The organism is Stutzerimonas nosocomialis, assembly GCF_005876855.1.
In the GTDB taxonomy this organism is placed as follows: Bacteria; Pseudomonadota; Gammaproteobacteria; order Pseudomonadales; family Pseudomonadaceae; genus Stutzerimonas; species Stutzerimonas nosocomialis.
This window is the reverse complement of the sequence record NZ_QLAE01000006.1, coordinates 22,854-38,550: the sequence shown is the minus strand read 5'-3', so window position 1 is coordinate 38,550 and position 15,697 is coordinate 22,854. Positions and strand designations below refer to the sequence as shown.

Below are 15,697 nucleotides of genomic sequence, written 5' to 3'. Positions count from 1 at the left end.
GCCTCAGCTCAGTTGCGCCTCGGCCAGGGTCGGGCTGCGGGGGATGGCGCCGGCGTCCCAGTGGGCGATCGCCCAGGCGAGGATTTCCCGCGGCGGCGCGCCGGTCAGTTCCGCGGGAGGGCGCTGGCCCAGCGCGCGCAGGGCCCGCAACAGCGAGGGCGGCGCCTCGTGGGCCTGCAGCGGCGGCGAGCGGTAGCTCTTGCCGAGCTTGTGGCCGTCGGGCTGGACGATCAGCGGCACGTGCAGGTAGCGCGGCTGCGGCAGGCCGAGCAGCTGCTGCAGGAACAGCTGGCGCGGCGTGGAGTCCAGCAGGTCGGCGCCGCGAACCACGTCCGTCACGCCCTGCCAGCCATCGTCGAGCACCACGGCCAGCTGGTAGGCGTAGAGCCCGTCGCGGCGGCGGATCACGAAGTCGCCGGCGTCGCGCGCCAGCTGCTGGCTGAACGGACCTTGCACGCGATCGGTGAAGCCGAACTCGCGCGCGGGCACCCGTACCCGGATGGCGGCCTGTTCGACGGATTTTCCGGCGTCACGGCAGAAGCCGGGATAGACGCTCGGGTAGGCTTCGAGCTGCTTGCGCGAGCAGGTGCAGGCGTAGGCATGGCCATCGGCGAGCAGCGTGTCGATGACGGCCTGGTAGCGATCATGCTGCTCGCTCTGCCTGACCAGCGTGCCGTCCCATTCGAAGCCGTAGGCCTGCAGCGCGTCGAGAATCGCCGTCTGTGCGCCGGGCATTTCCCTTGGTGGGTCGAGGTCCTCCATGCGCAGCAGCCAGCGGCCGTTCACCGCGCGGGCGTCGAGAAAGGAGGCCAGGGCCGCGACGAGCGAGCCGAAATGAAGGTAGCCACTGGGCGTGGGGGCGAAGCGGCCCACGTATGGATCAGCGGTAGGCGCGCGGGCTGGCTGATGGGGCATGGGAGCGGAACGGGGAGATATAAATGAAGCGGGGCGCCGAAGCGCCCCGTTCGGGATCAGGAACCGAGCTGCTTTTCCTTGATTTCCGCCAGGGTCTTGCAGTCGATGCAAAGGGTGGCGGTAGGACGAGCCTCGAGGCGGCGGATGCCGATCTCGACGCCGCAGGAGTCGCACCAGCCGTACTCGTTGTCTTCGAGCAGCTGGAGGGTTTCGTCGATCTTCTTGATCAGCTTGCGTTCGCGGTCACGGGCACGCAGTTCCAAGCTGAATTCTTCTTCCTGGCTGGCGCGGTCGGCAGGGTCCGGGAAGTTGGCCGCTTCATCCTGCATGTGATGGACGGTGCGATCGACCTCTTCCATCAGTTCCTGTTTCCACTTGTTCAGGATGGCGGAGAAGTGAGCGCGCATCTTGTCGCTCATGTACTCCTCGCCGGCGGTTTCCTTGTAGGGCTCGAAGGCGCGAATCAGTTGGTTGCTGGTTTGTGTTTCTTTAAGAATGGCCATTGGATGAACGCCTCTCGCTATGTCCATTGCGCAGGTGAGTGGTCCCTCGCCGACCCGTGCCGGCCCTGCGGCTGCAAGCGGGCGAACTTACCAGATCGAATCGGGGTGCGCTACTCCCGGCGATCACGGTGGCTGCGGCGTGTGAGAGACCTTCGGTAGAATTCAATTTTTATGTCTCAAGGACGGTCAGATGACCTCGTCTTACAGCGCTCGCAGCCGGGCAATCGAACCTTTTCATGTCATGGCATTGCTGGCGCGTGCCAATCAATTGCAGGCCCAGGGGCACGATGTGATTCACCTCGAAATCGGCGAGCCTGATTTCACCACCGCCGCCCCTATCATCGCTGCCGGACAGGCTGCGCTGGCCGCCGGACACACGCGTTACACGGCTGCCCGTGGGCTGCCGGAGCTGCGCGAGGCCATCGCGGGTTTCTACGCGCAGCGCTACAAGCTAGCTATTGACCCCGAACGGATCATGATTACTCCCGGAGGCTCGGGCGCCTTGCTGTTGACCAGCGGCCTGCTGGTCGATCCGGGCAAGCACTGGTTGCTCGCCGATCCCGGCTATCCCTGCAACCGGCACTTCCTGCGGCTGATCGAGGGGGCGGCGCAGCTGGTCCCGGTCGGACCGCAGACCCGCTACCAGCTCACGCCCGAGCTGGTGCAGCGGCACTGGGACCGCGACAGCGTCGGCGCGCTGGTCGCCTCGCCCGCCAACCCCACCGGAACGGTGCTTTCGCGCGACGAGTTGGCGGCCCTGGCCGCGTCGATCAAGGCCCGCGGTGGTCATCTGGTCGTCGACGAGATCTACCACGGGCTGACCTACGGCATGGACGCCGCCAGTGCGCTGGAGGTGGACGACTCGGCGTTCGTGCTCAACAGTTTCTCCAAATATTTCGGCATGACCGGCTGGCGCCTGGGCTGGCTGGTCGCGCCGCCCGAGGCGGTGCCGGAGCTGGAGAAGCTGGCGCAGAACCTCTACATCAGTGCGCCGACCATGGCGCAGCACGCGGCGCTGGCCTGTTTCGAGCCGCAGACGCTCGAGATCCTCGAGGCGCGCCGGGCCGAATTCGGGCGGCGCCGCGATTTTCTGCTGCCGGCGCTGCGCGAACTCGGATTCGGTATCGCCGTCGAGCCCGAAGGCGCCTTTTACCTGTATGCCGACATCAGCGCGTTCGGCGGGGACGCCTACCGTTTTTGCCAGCATTTTCTCGAGACCGAGCACGTGGCCTTTACCCCGGGCCTGGATTTCGGCCGCCACCTGGCCGGACACCATGTGCGCTTCGCCTACACCCAGCAGGTGCCGCGCCTGGAGCAGGCTGTCGAGCGCATCGCCCGCGGTCTGCAGAGCTGGGCCGGCTGATGCGTTTTTCCACACCCCTGGAGGAAGGGCGGCTGCTGCGCCGGTACAAGCGCTTTCTCGCCGATGTGGTGACCGCCGAAGGCGAGCACCTGTGCATTCACTGCCCCAATACCGGTTCGATGCTCAACTGCATGAGCGAGGGCGGGCGCGTCTGGTTTCAGCGCTCCAGCGACCCCAGGCGCAAGCTCGCGGCGACCTGGGAGCTGGCCGAGACGCCGCAGGGCCGGCTGGCCTGCGTGAATACCGCCCGGGCCAATTCATTGGTGGAAGAGGCCTTGCGTGGCGGGGTGATCGAGGAGCTGGCCGGGTTCACGGCGTTGCGACGTGAAGTGCCCTACGGCGCGGAGAACAGCCGGGTCGACTTCCGCCTCGAATTCCCCGAAGGCCCGGCCTATGTCGAGGTCAAGAGCGTCACGCTGGGGTTCGATGAAGGCCATGTGGCGGCCTTTCCCGATGCGGTGACCAGCCGGGGCACGCGCCATTTGCGCGAGCTGGCCGCGCTGGCGCGCGAGGGTGTCCGGGCCGTACTGCTGTACTGCGTGAACCTCAGCGGCATCGAAGCGGTGCGTCCGGCGGCGGAAATCGACCCCGCCTACGCCGCCGCCCTCGCCGAGGCCAGGGCGGCCGGCGTCGAGATCATCGCCTATGGCGTGACGCTCTCGACCGAGGAGATTCGCCTGGTTCGCCGCCTGCCCGTGGTGCTCTGAGCGGACGCCACGGGAGCTCCGGCTCGGCGTGCCGTCAGGGCGCCTCTTCCCGACCGCGGCGACGCTTGCGGCGTCGGCCGGCGCGACGCGCGGCGTGGCGTTCGAGTCCGGGCATGAGGATGAACACGGCGAGTGCGAGCAGCGTGCTGAAGACCGCCGTGGCCTCGTTGCCCAGCCCGGCCGCGACGCCGATCGCCGCCGTCAGCCAGATGCCGGCCGCGGTGGTCAGCCCCTGGACTTCCTGGATGGTGCTGCCCTTGAGAATGGTCCCCGCGCCGAGAAAGCCGATGCCGGTGACGATCCCCTGGATGATCCGGGAGACATCGTCGCGTGGCACGCCGCCCTGCAGGGCGGTGAGGACGAACAGGGCCGAGCCCAGCGAGACCAGCATGTGGGTCCGCAGGCCCGCCGCCTTGCCCTTGCGCTCGCGTTCGTAGCCGACCAGGCCGCCCAGCACGGCGGCGAAGGTCAGTCGCGTGACGACTCGCGTGGCTTCTTCCACGTCCGGAATGTCGGAAAACTCCGAAGCCAGCGTCGAGACGATGCGTTCCCAGTAGGTCATGCCGAGCTCCCCGGTCATGCTCTTATGAACCGCAACGGGCCCGAGGGTTCGGTCGGCCTATGGGGTGACTTCGAAGCGCAGCGTGCCGATCATCTGGCCTGCCTCGGTCACGACCCTGACGCGCCAGCGCCCCACCGGGTCCTGCGGGAAGTTGCGCTTGTGGCTCCAGGCGCGGTAGCCCTGCTTGCGGCCGCCGTTGATGTCCAGCGCGATGCGGTCGACGCGCCTGCCGTTGTGCATCCACTCATGGTAGATGCGTTCCTTGAGGCCGCGCGGGGCATTGATAGCGGTGTAGGCGTACAGCCCGTCGGCCTGGAGCTGCGCGCTGCCGAGGCGGCGCAGGCTCTGGCCCGGCTCGCGCCTGGCATTGTCCATGCTCCTGCTGACCGCGACGTCCGTCAGCCACAGGGTGGCGGGCGGCACCCACGCCCGGCCGTACCAGCCGGCCAGCCCCACCATGGCGGCCAGCGCGCAGATCGCCACGCCGCGTCGCCAGCCCCAGTCCGGAAACAGCGAGCTGAAGCTGGGCAGCGCCAGCAGGACGGCGATGCCCAGGGCAAGCTGGTAACTCTGCGGCGTCGACAGGTGCAGGATGATCGGCAGCGCGGTGAGCAGCACCGCGAACAGCGTCAGGGCATGGAAGGCCAGGTACACCCAGCGACGGGGCGCCAGCCACCTGTAGTACAGCGGGTCGACCAGCGAAACCAGCGCCGCGCAGCCGAGCAGCAGGGTGAATACCGCCTGACCGCTGTTCCAGGTCGTCGTGACGAAAAAGAAGGGAATGATGAAGAACAGGCTTTCCTGGTGAACCATCTGCGTCGCATAGCGCAGCAGCGGTGGCGGCAGCTGCCAGCCGAACCGGTGCTCGATGAAGCGGCGCAGGCTGTTCTCCAGCATCAGCCACACCCAGCTGACCAGCATCACCAGCGCCACGACCTTGGCCAGTCCGGCTTGCCGGTCCACCAGCACGAAACTGGCGAGGCCCGAGCAGAAGCCGAACACGGCGACGGTGCCCGGGTAGCGGCGGATGAGGGTGGAGACGAGTTCGAGCGTGCGGCTCAGGTAGCTTTTCCAGCGCATGGGCAGTTCGTTGCAGGTTGGCTAGTAGACAGCGGAGAGTCCAGGATGTGCCGGCCCTCCCGTCAGGGCCAGCGATCCAGCAGGTCATCCCAGCGCTGCAGATGTTCGGGCTTTTGCGCCGCGCCGACCGGCCCGAGGATCTGGGCGGGCTCGATGGTGCGCCTTCCCTGCTTGAACTTCATCTTTATCAGCACGCAGGCGCACTCGGCGCCCGCCACCTCAAAGCGGTGCTCGAAGTAGGCGAAGCGGGCATCGATGTACGCGACGCGGGAAGCAACGCTGACCCGGGACAAAAGCGTGATGGGCCTGGCGTAACGCACGGTCGCCGAGGCGTTGACGAAATTGTAGCGATGGCGCATCAGCGTGCCGATGAGCCCGGTACGCACCAGGAAGTCGAGCTGGGCCGCTTCGGTCAGCTGCAGGTAGCGATCGCTCTTGAGCCGCGACAGCCCGATATCCAGCGGGGTGACGCGAAACCGCGTGACGAGCCGGTCGGCCGGGCGGGCGCCGCCAGGGCGCAGCAGCGCCCACAGCAGGGTCAGGATATTGCGCAACAGGCCGGCCATGGCGGCTCCTGCAGTCGGAAGAGGGCGCCGAATCGCCGGCAGGCGGCGTCAGGCAGGCAGCACCGCTTCGAGTGCGTTCCGAACCTCGCTGAAGGAGCGCGCCCGCTCTGCGCTGAGCCTGACCAGTGGCAGGTCGATGCTCTGGCAGAGCTGCTCGATGAAGGGTTCCTGTTCCGCCGGGCTGGCGGTGTACTCGATGGCGCAGACCACGCCCAGGTCGTCCTTGCGGCAGAGCAGGAAGTCGAAATGGCCGGCGCCAATGCGGTTGACGGCATGATACCAGGGCGCCCGGCGCGGCACCGCGGTGACGTCCACCACGTCGGCGGCACGGACCTTGACCAGTATCCGGTAACGCTCGCCCACCGCTTTGCCGAGCAGCTCGTACAGCGCCAGCTCGTCGGCCGACAGGGGGCTGGCCTTGAGGCGATAGGGGAACTGCAGCGCCGGATGGTTCATCTGGCGATTCTTGATATAGAACACGGCGACGAAGCAGCCGAACACCACCAGGGTCAGGGCGAGCCAGCTCATTGGACGCGCCCCCGGCAGACGGCGGCGAGCTTGTTGCCGTCCGGGTCGCGCACGTAGGCGGCGTAGAAGTCCGCCGCATATTGGGGGCGCAGTCCCGGCGGGCCTTCGCAGCTTCCTCCGTGGGCCAGCGCTGCGCCATGGAAGCCCTGGACCTGTTCCCAGGTTTTCGCCACCAGCGCCACCATCGTCCCGTTCCCCGACGTGGCGGCATGACCATCGAACGGGCTTTGCAGCCAAAGCGCCAGTTCCCGCCGGCCTTCGTCCTCGTACTGTCCCCAGCCCACGCAGTCTTCCCATCCCGGCTCGTCGCCCGTCTCGCAGCGTGCATGTCCGAGCGCCGCCATCACTGGGTCATAGAAACGGATGGCGCGGGGCAGGTCGTTGGTACCGAGGCAGACATAGGTGAACATGGCGATCTCCTTGCGTTGGGCTCCGCGCCCGGTCAGGCGCGAAGACGCTGTGTAGCAGCTTGGACAGCGGCCGGCGCGACGCGTGCCGACCCTGCAAGAGCCTAGGGGCTGCCAGGCAGGCGCTCAAGGTTCGTTGCCGCGCAGGGCTGACCATTCGGGAAAGGTCCGTGCCAGCGTGGCGCGCATGCGCCGGGTATGCGAGCCGAGCCAGTAGAGACGGTCGCATACCGGGCAATGACGCATCGGCTCGGCAAAGGCGCGTGCCGACGGCGGGGCCTTGGCCACCTGCTCGTCACTGGCCTGCCGCAGCGGGCTGTTGCAGACCAGGCAGCGGCGAAACAGCGTCGGCGGCGGCGTGATCGCGCAGGCGTCGACCACCTGGCGCAGCTGCTGCAGCGGCGCGTCGTGGCGGATGCGCAGCGCCGACCGAGGGCGCAGGAAGGTCAGCAGGTGGCGGTCGCGGGTCAGCAGCGTGCGCGACTCGCGCGCGGCCAGCGCCACGAGCTCGGCATCGGTAAGGGCGGGGTCGTAGGCGGTGTCGCAATCGAGTACGCGCAACCAGCGCACGAGCCCGCCGAGCATGGCATCGGCAAGCAGGCGGGGCTGTTCCATGAAGCTGGGATCATGGCCGCCGCCCGGGGTTCCGGCCTCAGCGAGGCGCGCGGTCGTCCCACTTGGGTACCACCAGCGGTTCCCAGGCTTCGAGCTGTTGCAGCAGGCCCTCGGCTGTCTCGCTGCGCTGCAGCATGTCGCGATGGTGGGGGCGGACGAAGCCTTCTTCCACCAGGTGGTCGAGGAAATGGCTCAGCTTGGTATAGAAGTGGTTCACGTCGAGCAGGCCCAGCGGCTTGCCGTGGTAGCCCAGTTGTCCCCAGGTCCAGACTTCGAACAGCTCCTCGAGTGTGCCGAGTCCTCCTGGCAGGGCGATGAACGCGTCGGACAGCTCGGCCATGCGGGCCTTGCGGGCGTGCATGCCGTCCACCACTTCCAGGCGCGTCAGGCCCCGGTGGCCGATCTCGGCGTCCTGCAGGCTTTGCGGAATGATGCCGATCACCTCGCCACCGGCGGCCATCGCCGCATCGGCCACCACGCCCATCAGGCCTACCGCGCCGCCGCCATAGACCAGTGTCAGGCCTCGCCCGGCAAGGGCCTGGCCGAGGGCAACGGCGGCCTCACGATAGACCGGATTGGCACCGGTGCTGGCGCCGCAGAACACGCAGATTGAACGCAGGGGCATGATCGACTCCGAGGGTTGAAGAGCCAGGCAGGGTAGCGCCCGGGGCCCTACCTCGCCAGCGCGGCGGCGGACACGGGCGAAGGGTCGGCGCTGGCGGCGCCGCTGGCGGCACAGGCATAGGCGGCAAGCAGGCTGTGAAACAGGGAGAAAGACGGCATCAGCAGATCCTCGACTCAGGGGTGAGGGTGAGCTTATGCCGCTGCGCCTGTCGATTCATCGCAGCGGAACCAATCGGGCCGATAGCCTGCCTTGTGAACAACGCCGATAGTTATCCCCGATCGCTGTGCAAGGTTTTGTGGATAACCTTGGGGTGAGCGAACGAAACGCTGACGGCAGTAAGGCTGGAGTCGGGCGCTCAGTTTTTGATCGATACCGGTGAGGGCGTCTCGCACGCATGTTGAGGGCCGCCTAGTCAAGGGGAAGCTGTGGGAATTGATGCGGCGGCCGGTCCGCTTCGAATGGTTATCCCCGATCACTGTGCAATGTTCTGTGGATAACCTTGGGGTGGGCGAGCGAAACGCTGGCGCCAGTAGGTCTGGCGCGAGGCGTTCATTTTTTGATCGATGGCGGTCGGTGGCTCTGGAATGCATATCACGGGCCTTTCGGTCAAGGGCGCGCTTGCAGGGAATGGCGCAGCAGCCGATTCGTTTCGAGCGGTTTATCCACGAATGCTGTGGACGGGATTGTGGATAACATGAGTAAACACCGGCGCAGCGGTGAAACGGCGGGCCTTGCGTCAAGCTGGTTGAAAAACAGCCAGGTCGGCGCCCCTCAGGCGTCGTCCGGCTCGTCGGACAGGTCCCGGTCCTCGTCGGCGTTGTAGCGCAGGCGCAGCAGATGCAGGGCTCGGTCGGGGTAATCGGTGATCAGCCCATCGGCGCCCATGTCCAGCAGGCGCTGCATTTCGGGCTGCTCGTTGATGGTCCACAGCTGGGTGCGCAGGCCGCGTTCGGCGGCGGTGTCGAGCAGGCTGGGCGTGGCGACCTGGACGCCACTGTGACGGGCGGGAATCTGCAGGAGCTGGTAGCTGGGCGACAGGAGGCTGCCCAGCCCGATGCGGTCGAGCAGCACCAGCAGGCGCACCGAGCTGGCCCCGGCGGATGTCGCGACGGTCGGGCAGAGACTGCGAAAGCGTTGCAGGCTGCGGTCGTGAAAGCTGCCGACGATGATCCGGTCGCGCTGGCCGCTGTTCATGATCTGCTCGCACAGCCGCGCTTCCAGCGCCGGATCGGGGGCCTTGATCTCGACCACTTTGGGAATCTGCGGGAGCGCTTCGAGCACCTCGGCGAAGGTCGGGATGCCGATGCCCTGGTTGCGGTACGGGTAGCTTTCGCCACCGTCAGCCGTCCAGCGATAACCGGCGTCGAGCGCCTGCAACTCGGCCAGGTCGTGGTCGGCGACCTCGCCGAAGCCGTTGGTGGTGCGTTCGAGGGTCGAGTCGTGGATCACCACTGGTTCGCCGTCGCGCGACAGGTGCACGTCCATCTCCAGCATGTCCACCCCCAGCGCGGTGGCCCGCTCGAAGGCGAACAGGCTGTTCTCCGGCCACAGCCCCATGCCGCCGCGGTGAGCGATGACCAGCGGCGGGCCGCCTTCGAACGGGACGAGCACCCCCGGCAGGGTGGCGGGCTGGCTGGTCAGCAACAGCAGGCCGAGCACCGAGGCGATGAGCAAGACAGGCGCGAAGAGGAAGCGAAGCACACGCAGCATGGAGGGGTTCCAGCCCAAGGGGAATACCGGTCGGAGTATGCCCATCCCCTCCGACCCGCAACAAGGCGCGGGAGGGCGTCTGGCACGCTTTGCCTGCCGCCTTTTTGCAGATACTTGACGCAGGTCTTGTGCTTTTCACCGAAGAACCTTCGATGGCCCCCGGGATCGGCCCCGAGCGCTGGCCTGGGCATCGACTGTTCAGGACTGCTCCGGCTGCATGCTTATGCCGAGCCATTCATTGGCGACGCGGTGATTGCCCGGCACCGCATGCGAGGCGAGACTCGGCGCATCCAGAACCCATGACATTCGAGGAGCCTGCACATGACGGAAGCCATCCGCTTCGACGACAAGGTAGTGATCATCACCGGCGCCGGTGGCGGCCTGGGCCGCGCCCATGCCCTGGCCTTCGCCCGCCACGGCGCGCGGGTGGTGGTCAACGACCTGGGCGGCAGCGCCCAGGGCGAAGGGGCCAACGCTTCGGCGGCCGATCGGGTGGTCGAGGAGATCCGCCAGGCCGGCGGTACTGCGGTGGCCAACCACGACTCGGTAACCGATGGCGAGAAGATCGTGCAGCACGCGCTCGATGCCTTCGGCCGGGTCGACGTGGTGGTCAACAACGCCGGCATCCTGCGCGACAAGACCTTCCACAAGATGGAAGACGCCGATTGGGACCTGGTCTATCGGGTCCACGTGGAAGGCGCCTACAAGGTGACCCGTGCCGCCTGGCCGCTGATGCGCGAGCAGGGCTATGGCCGGGTGATCTTCACCGCCTCGACCTCCGGCATCTACGGCAACTTCGGCCAGTCCAACTACGGCATGGCCAAGCTCGGCCTCTACGGCCTGACCCGTACGCTGGCGCTCGAAGGCCGCAAGAACAACATCCTGGTCAACGCCATCGCGCCCACGGGCGGCACCCGCATGACCGAAGGCCTGATCCCGCCGCAGGTGTTCGAGCAGCTCAAGCCCGAGCTGGTCAGCCCGCTGGTGGTCTACCTCGCCAGCGAAGCCTGCCAGGAGACCTCGGGCCTGTTCGAGGTGGGCGGCGGCTGGATGGGCAAGGTGCGCTGGGAGCGCAGCCTGGGTGTCGGGTTCGATCCGAAGGCCGGCTTCGACGCCGAGGACGTGGCGGCGAGCTGGCAGCAGATCTGCAACTTCGAGAACGCGGCGCACCCGGCGGACAACATCGAGGCCCTGAGGGAAATGATGGCCAACCTGCAGAAGCACGCCGGCTGACCGGCACTCGGCGCCCCGGCAGGCGAGGCGGGCGGCGGCTCAGCGTCGCTCGCCCGCCTCGGCGGCGCGCCGGGGTGCCTGCAGCAGCTCCAGCGCCTTGCGCCGCGCCTGCTCCAGTCCGCTGGCGTAGAGCAGCCCCGGTTCGCGATGCACGCCCGCGCGGCGCAGCTTGAGCCTGACCCGCGCGTGACAGCCGCTGAGAATCAGCGCCACGTCGCGCTTGCGGTAGTCGTCCAGCACCGTCTCCAGGCTGGCCAGGGCGGTCATGTCCAGTAGCGGTACCGCGCTCATGTCGACGATCACCACCTTGATCTGCGGATTGAACCTGCGCAGCACCTGCAGGGCCTTTTCCGCCGCCCCGAAGAACAGCGGGCCGCGGATGGTATAGGCCGCCACGGAGCCCGGCAGGCCCTCGAGCGGCCCCTGCCGGTCGGCGGCCAGCGGCGTGGTGTCGGTCAGTTCGCTCATGCGTTTGACGAACAGCCCGGCGGCCAGCAGCAAGCCGACCCCTACCGCCAGCACCATGTCGAACAGCACCGTCAGCGACAGGCAGGTCAGCAGCACCAGCACGTCGCCCCTTGGGGCGATCCGCAGGATATGCACCACGTGCGGCGCCTCGCTCATGTTCCAGGCGACCATAAGCAGCAGCGCGGCCAGCGCTGCCATCGGCAGGTAGCTGAACAGTGGCGAGAGCCAGAGGATCGCCACCAGCACGACGCCAGCGTGAATGATGGCCGCCAGCGGCGAGAACGCCCCGGCGCGAACGTTGGCGGCGCTGCGGGCGATCGCGGCGGTGGCGGTGATGCCGCCGAACAGCGGTGCGACCAGGTTGCCGAGCCCCTGGCCGAGCAGCTCGGCGTTGGGGTCGTGCCGGGTGCCGGCCATGCCGTCGGACACCACCGCGCAGAGCAGCGACTCGATGGCGCCGAGCATGGCGATGGCAAGCGCCGGGGCCAGCAGTTCGCGCAGCAGGCCGTAGCTCAACGTCAGCGGTTGCCCGTCGGGCCCCGGCAGGTTCCAGGGCCAGTCGAACGACGGCAGCAGCGGTGGAATGCCCGGGTGGTCGACGCCTTCGAGACTGTAGTGGAAGCGCTCGCCGAGGGTCGCGACCGAGATGCCCCGCGACTCCAGCGCGAGGGCCGCCAGGGCGCCGAGGGTGAGGGCTACCAGATGGCCCGGCACGCGAGGGACCCAGCGTGGCCAGAGGATCAGCGTCGCCAGGCAAAGCAGGGCGATCAGCGTGTCGCCAAGGCTGACGGAGGGAAGGGCGCGAAACAGCAGGAGCAACTGCTCGCCGTAATGGCGCGGGTCGGCTTCGAGCTGGAGGCCGAGCAGGTCCTTGAGTTGCAGCGTGGCGATGACGATACCGATGCCGGCGGTGAAGCCGACGATCACCGGGTAAGGAATGAAGCTGATCAGTCGGCCGGCACGCAGCAGTCCGAGGACGATGAGGATCAGCCCGGCGAGCAGGGTGCACAGCAGCAGGCCGCCGAGCCCGAACTGCTGGGTGATCGGTAGCAGAATGACGACGAAGGCGGCGGTGGGGCCGGAGACGTTGAAGCGCGAGCCGCCGGTGAGTGCTATGAGCGGTGCGGCGATCAGCACGGTATAGAGGCCGTGCTGCGGCGGAACGCCGACGGCGATCGCCAGGGCCATGGCCAGGGGAATGGCGATGATGCCCACCGTCAGCCCGGCGGCGAGGTCGCCGCGCAGGGCGCGTCCGTCATAACCGACCTGCAGTACCTCGCGCCAGGCGGCAAACAGTGGCGGCAGCGACATGCGGATGACCCTCCAGTCTGGTCGGCATGCCCCAGTATAGGGCCGCCTGGCGTTTGCAGGCGCTGACCCGAATCGTCTCGATCGTCGCATTATCGACGCGCGTGCGGGAGGTCGTTCGCCGTACGACCTTCGTCGCAAGGCTCATCATCGCGTTGAGCGGGCCGCGCGGCGAGAGTAAACTGCCGGCCCCGTAACACCCGTTCCCCCGGAGGCAGCATGCGCAAAGACAAGAAACAGGTGATTGGCGAGGAAATCGGTGACGAGTCGATCAAGCTGTTTCTGCAACCGGAGCCGGCCGATGACACGCCCGCTTCCCTGCACAAGCTGATCAAGGCCTACCGTGGGCTGCGCATCGATGATTTTGAGCGATTCCTCGGATTCTTTGTCGAAGCCGGGTACGACCTCAACGCCCGTGATAGCCGAGGCCAGGATTTCGTCCAGCTGATCGCCGATCAGCGCCAGGCACAACCCTACATCGAGCTGGTCGAGGCCGCGCGCCGTTGAGTCGAGGTCCTTTTTCGCATCAAGAAGCCGCGCATCGGTGATATCGTGCGCGCCGTCGCCGCAGGCGATGGTGAAAATTGCTGAACGATTTCCCCCGCTTCGCTACCTGTTCAGAGCTGACCGGACCCTCGGGTTCCGCTCCGGGTGCCAAGGCGGGAAGAGGCAGGGCCAAAAGCCCTGCCTCTGAGCTGGCAGGCGACGATCGACCTGTCATGTCGAGCACCCGCTCGACCAACGGCACAGAATCCCCCTCCGGTTTCTGCCCGTCTGGCTGAAGGGTTTCACACGCACCGAATACGGCGGTCGTGACAGGTTTTTGCTGCGATTTTGGAGAAGGCGTTAATGGCGCAACACGATAGCGAAGCAGTGGATATGGTACTGGTGGGAGCCGGTATCATGAGCGCTACACTGGCGGTGCTGCTGAAGGAACTGGACCCCGAAATCCGTCTTGAGATCGTCGAGCTCCAGGAGGCCGGAGCCGTCGAAAGCTCCAATCCCTGGAACAACGCCGGTACCGGTCACGCCGGTCTGTGCGAGCTGAACTACACCCCCGAGGCGGCCGACGGCTCGATCGACATCAAGAAAGCGGTCACCATCAACACCCAGTTCGAAGTCTCCAAGCAGTTCTGGGCTCACCTGTGCGATCGCGAAGGCTTCGGTTCGGCCAAGACCTTCATCAATGCCGTCCCGCACCTGAGCTTCGTTCGCGGAGCCAAGAACGTTCCCTATCTGCACAAGCGCTACGAGGCGCTGCGCAGCCATCACGCCTTCGCCGATATGGTCTACACCGAAGACCGTGCCACCATGGCCGACTGGATGCCGCTGATGATGCCGGGCCGCGCGGCCGACGAGCCGATCGCCGCGACCCGGGCCATGAACGGCACCGACGTCAATTTCGGCGCGCTGACCAACCAGCTGCTGCAGTACCTGGCCCTCAAGCCGGGCGTTAGCGTGAGCTACAACCAGCGTGTCACTGACCTCGAGCGCAGCGGCAAGGGCTGGCGGGTGAAGGTCAAGGACACCCGCGGCGGCGCCGAGCGCGACATCCAGGCCGGGTTCGTCTTCCTCGGCGCCGGTGGCGGTGCGCTGCCGCTGCTGCAGATGTCGGGCATCAAGGAAGGCAAGGGCTTCGGCGGTTTCCCGGTCAGCGGCCAGTGGCTGCGCTGCGACAATCAGGAAATCGTCAAACAGCACCAGGCGAAGGTCTACAGCCTCGCCGCGGTCGGCGCGCCGCCGATGTCGGTGCCTCACCTGGACACCCGGGTGGTCGACGGCAAGAAATCGCTGCTGTTCGGACCTTACGCGGGTTTCACCACCAAGTTCCTGAAGTACGGTTCGCCGCTCGACCTGCCGATGTCGATCCGGCCGGGCAACCTCAAGCCGATGCTGGCCGTGGCGCGCGACAACATGGACCTGACCCGCTACCTGATCCGGGAAGTCCGCCAGTCGATGCAGGATCGCCTGGAAACGCTGCGCGGCTTCTACCCCGAAGCCAAGGCCGAGGACTGGCGCCTGGAAGTGGCCGGTCAGCGTGTGCAGATCATCAAGAAGGACCCGAAGAAGGGCGGCATCCTGCAGTTCGGCACCGAGCTGGTGGCGGCCCGCGACGGCAGTATCGCGGCCCTGCTGGGCGCCTCCCCGGGTGCCTCGGTCACCGTCTCGATCATGCTCGAACTGATCGAGCGCTGCTTCCCGGAGAAAGCCCAGTCGCAAGCCTGGGCGAGCAAGCTGGCGGAGATCTTCCCGGCCCGCGAGAAGCTCCTGGCGGCCGATGCCGAGGTGTACCGCGAAGTCACCGCGCGCTCCGACGAGCGCCTGGGCCTGTCGTACTGAAGGCCGCCGGCGTTCCCGGGCGATTGGCCCGGGAACGCCGGGCCCCGCTGCGCTGGCGCCGCTTCGACTGCCAGCCCTCTGTCCGTTTCGGTTACGATCGGCTCGCTGTCAGCGGCCGGTCCGTCTGGCTATACTGCGGCCCGTTCCTTCTCAACCCTCACCTGGAGTAGACAGCATGCTGCAACGCCTGTTGTTCGGTCTTGTCACGGTAGCGGCGCTCGGCCTGGTCGGCTGCGCTCACAGCCCCCAGCAGCTTGATCCGCATCCCAAGCTCACCGGTACCATCAATCCCGTCGGGCAAGGCCAGCCGGTCATGGTACGCGTGGTGGATGGTCGTCCCTCGTCGACGCTCGGCACCCGCGGCGGCCTCTATCCCGAGACCAGCGCGGTCATCGTTCCGGCCAACAACGTGATCCCCAAGCTGCAGGCCCAGGCCGAAGCCGCGGTTCGCCTGCTCGGCTTCACGCCGTCGCCCAATGCCTTCAACGCGCCTCAACTGACCCTGACCCTGGCGGACCTGAAATACCAGTCGCCCAAGGAAGGTCTGTATGTCACCGAAGCCACGATCGGCGCCACCTTCCGCGTCGATGCGCAGAACGGGGGCCGGCGTTACAACGGTCGCTACGGGGCGACGCTGAACCAGCGCTTCGGCATGGCGCCGAACGAGCAGACCAACACCAAGCTGGTCAGCGAGGTGCTCAGCGATGCGCTGACCCGCGTCTTCAACGACCAGAACATCGGACAGCTGTTGGCCCAGTGATCCTCTG

General features: G+C 67.0%; 17 protein-coding genes. 6 read left to right on the top strand and 11 right to left on the bottom strand.

Going from position 1 to position 15,697, the window contains the following annotated elements; genetic code table 11:
* Window positions 1–3: 3 nt before the first annotated feature.
* Together gluQRS and dksA are read right to left on the bottom strand one after the other, a co-directional pair.
* Window positions 4–915: a tRNA glutamyl-Q(34) synthetase GluQRS gene (gluQRS, locus tag DN824_RS05195; RefSeq protein ID WP_138407284.1), complete on the bottom strand. Its 912-nt coding sequence runs from the start codon at window positions 913–915 to the stop codon at window positions 4–6.
* 56 nt (window positions 916–971) lie between these two features.
* Complete coding sequence (dksA, locus tag DN824_RS05190) at window positions 972–1,418, bottom strand: RNA polymerase-binding protein DksA (RefSeq protein ID WP_138407283.1); 447 nt, start codon at window positions 1,416–1,418, stop codon at window positions 972–974.
* Between the two features lie 190 nt (window positions 1,419–1,608).
* On the opposite strand from dksA, the gene DN824_RS05185 reads away from it, so the two are divergent.
* Both DN824_RS05185 and sfsA read left to right on the top strand, forming a co-directional pair.
* The gene (locus DN824_RS05185; RefSeq protein ID WP_138407282.1) at window positions 1,609–2,781 is read left to right on the top strand and encodes a pyridoxal phosphate-dependent aminotransferase; all 1,173 of its coding nucleotides are present in this window, start codon (window positions 1,609–1,611) and stop codon (window positions 2,779–2,781) included.
* The gene (gene sfsA / locus DN824_RS05180) at window positions 2,781–3,488 is read left to right on the top strand and encodes a DNA/RNA nuclease SfsA (RefSeq protein WP_138407281.1); all 708 of its coding nucleotides are present in this window, start codon (window positions 2,781–2,783) and stop codon (window positions 3,486–3,488) included. Before DN824_RS05185 ends, sfsA begins: the two co-directional genes overlap by 1 nt.
* A 34-nt stretch (window positions 3,489–3,522) precedes the next feature.
* On the opposite strand, the gene DN824_RS05175 is transcribed toward sfsA, so the two are convergent.
* The 8 genes from DN824_RS05175 to DN824_RS05140 form a co-directional block, all read right to left on the bottom strand.
* A complete protein-coding gene (locus tag DN824_RS05175) occupies window positions 3,523–4,050 on the bottom strand; it encodes an MgtC/SapB family protein (RefSeq protein ID WP_138407280.1) in 528 nt (175 codons plus the stop codon).
* A gap of 57 nt (window positions 4,051–4,107) precedes the next feature.
* Window positions 4,108–5,130 carry a DUF5924 family protein gene (locus tag DN824_RS05170; protein WP_138407279.1) on the bottom strand — a complete coding sequence of 341 codons (1,023 nt, stop codon included), beginning with the start codon at window positions 5,128–5,130 and terminating at the stop codon, window positions 4,108–4,110.
* A gap of 62 nt (window positions 5,131–5,192) precedes the next feature.
* Window positions 5,193–5,696 (bottom strand): thioesterase family protein, encoded by a 504-nt coding sequence (locus tag DN824_RS05165; RefSeq protein ID WP_138407278.1) that lies wholly within the window; start codon window positions 5,694–5,696, stop codon window positions 5,193–5,195.
* A gap of 48 nt (window positions 5,697–5,744) precedes the next feature.
* The gene (locus DN824_RS05160; RefSeq protein ID WP_138407277.1) at window positions 5,745–6,224 is read right to left on the bottom strand and encodes a DUF2726 domain-containing protein; all 480 of its coding nucleotides are present in this window, start codon (window positions 6,222–6,224) and stop codon (window positions 5,745–5,747) included.
* Complete coding sequence (locus DN824_RS05155) at window positions 6,221–6,634, bottom strand: VOC family protein (RefSeq protein ID WP_138407276.1); 414 nt, start codon at window positions 6,632–6,634, stop codon at window positions 6,221–6,223. Before DN824_RS05155 ends, DN824_RS05160 begins: the two co-directional genes overlap by 4 nt.
* Window positions 6,635–6,757: 123 nt before the next feature.
* Window positions 6,758–7,246, bottom strand: a complete 489-nt coding sequence (locus DN824_RS05150; protein ID WP_138407275.1) for a Mut7-C RNAse domain-containing protein — start codon at window positions 7,244–7,246, stop codon at window positions 6,758–6,760.
* Between the two features lie 37 nt (window positions 7,247–7,283).
* A complete protein-coding gene (locus DN824_RS05145; RefSeq protein WP_138407274.1) occupies window positions 7,284–7,871 on the bottom strand; it encodes an LOG family protein in 588 nt (195 codons plus the stop codon).
* A 771-nt stretch (window positions 7,872–8,642) separates the two neighbouring features.
* Window positions 8,643–9,581, bottom strand: a complete 939-nt coding sequence (locus DN824_RS05140; RefSeq protein WP_138407273.1) for a glycerophosphodiester phosphodiesterase family protein — start codon at window positions 9,579–9,581, stop codon at window positions 8,643–8,645.
* 321 nt (window positions 9,582–9,902) lie between these two features.
* Between DN824_RS05140 and DN824_RS05135 the strand changes: the two genes are divergently transcribed.
* A complete protein-coding gene (locus DN824_RS05135; protein ID WP_138407272.1) occupies window positions 9,903–10,814 on the top strand; it encodes an SDR family oxidoreductase in 912 nt (303 codons plus the stop codon).
* A 39-nt stretch (window positions 10,815–10,853) separates the two neighbouring features.
* Here DN824_RS05135 and dauA read toward each other — a convergent pair whose 3' ends face one another.
* Window positions 10,854–12,593: a C4-dicarboxylic acid transporter DauA gene (gene dauA / locus DN824_RS05130; RefSeq protein ID WP_138407271.1), complete on the bottom strand. Its 1,740-nt coding sequence runs from the start codon at window positions 12,591–12,593 to the stop codon at window positions 10,854–10,856.
* 216 nt (window positions 12,594–12,809) lie between these two features.
* Between dauA and DN824_RS05125 the strand changes: the two genes are divergently transcribed.
* From DN824_RS05125 to DN824_RS05115, 3 genes are all read left to right on the top strand, one after another.
* Window positions 12,810–13,097: a PA4642 family protein gene (locus DN824_RS05125; protein ID WP_138407270.1), complete on the top strand. Its 288-nt coding sequence runs from the start codon at window positions 12,810–12,812 to the stop codon at window positions 13,095–13,097.
* A 327-nt stretch (window positions 13,098–13,424) separates the two neighbouring features.
* Window positions 13,425–14,930, top strand: coding sequence for a malate dehydrogenase (quinone) (gene mqo, locus DN824_RS05120; protein ID WP_282096976.1), 1,506 nt, complete (start codon window positions 13,425–13,427; stop codon window positions 14,928–14,930).
* A 175-nt stretch (window positions 14,931–15,105) separates the two neighbouring features.
* Entirely contained in the window at window positions 15,106–15,690 is a 585-nt protein-coding gene (locus tag DN824_RS05115; RefSeq protein ID WP_138407268.1) for a YajG family lipoprotein, read from the top strand.
* Window positions 15,691–15,697: the final 7 nt, after the last annotated feature.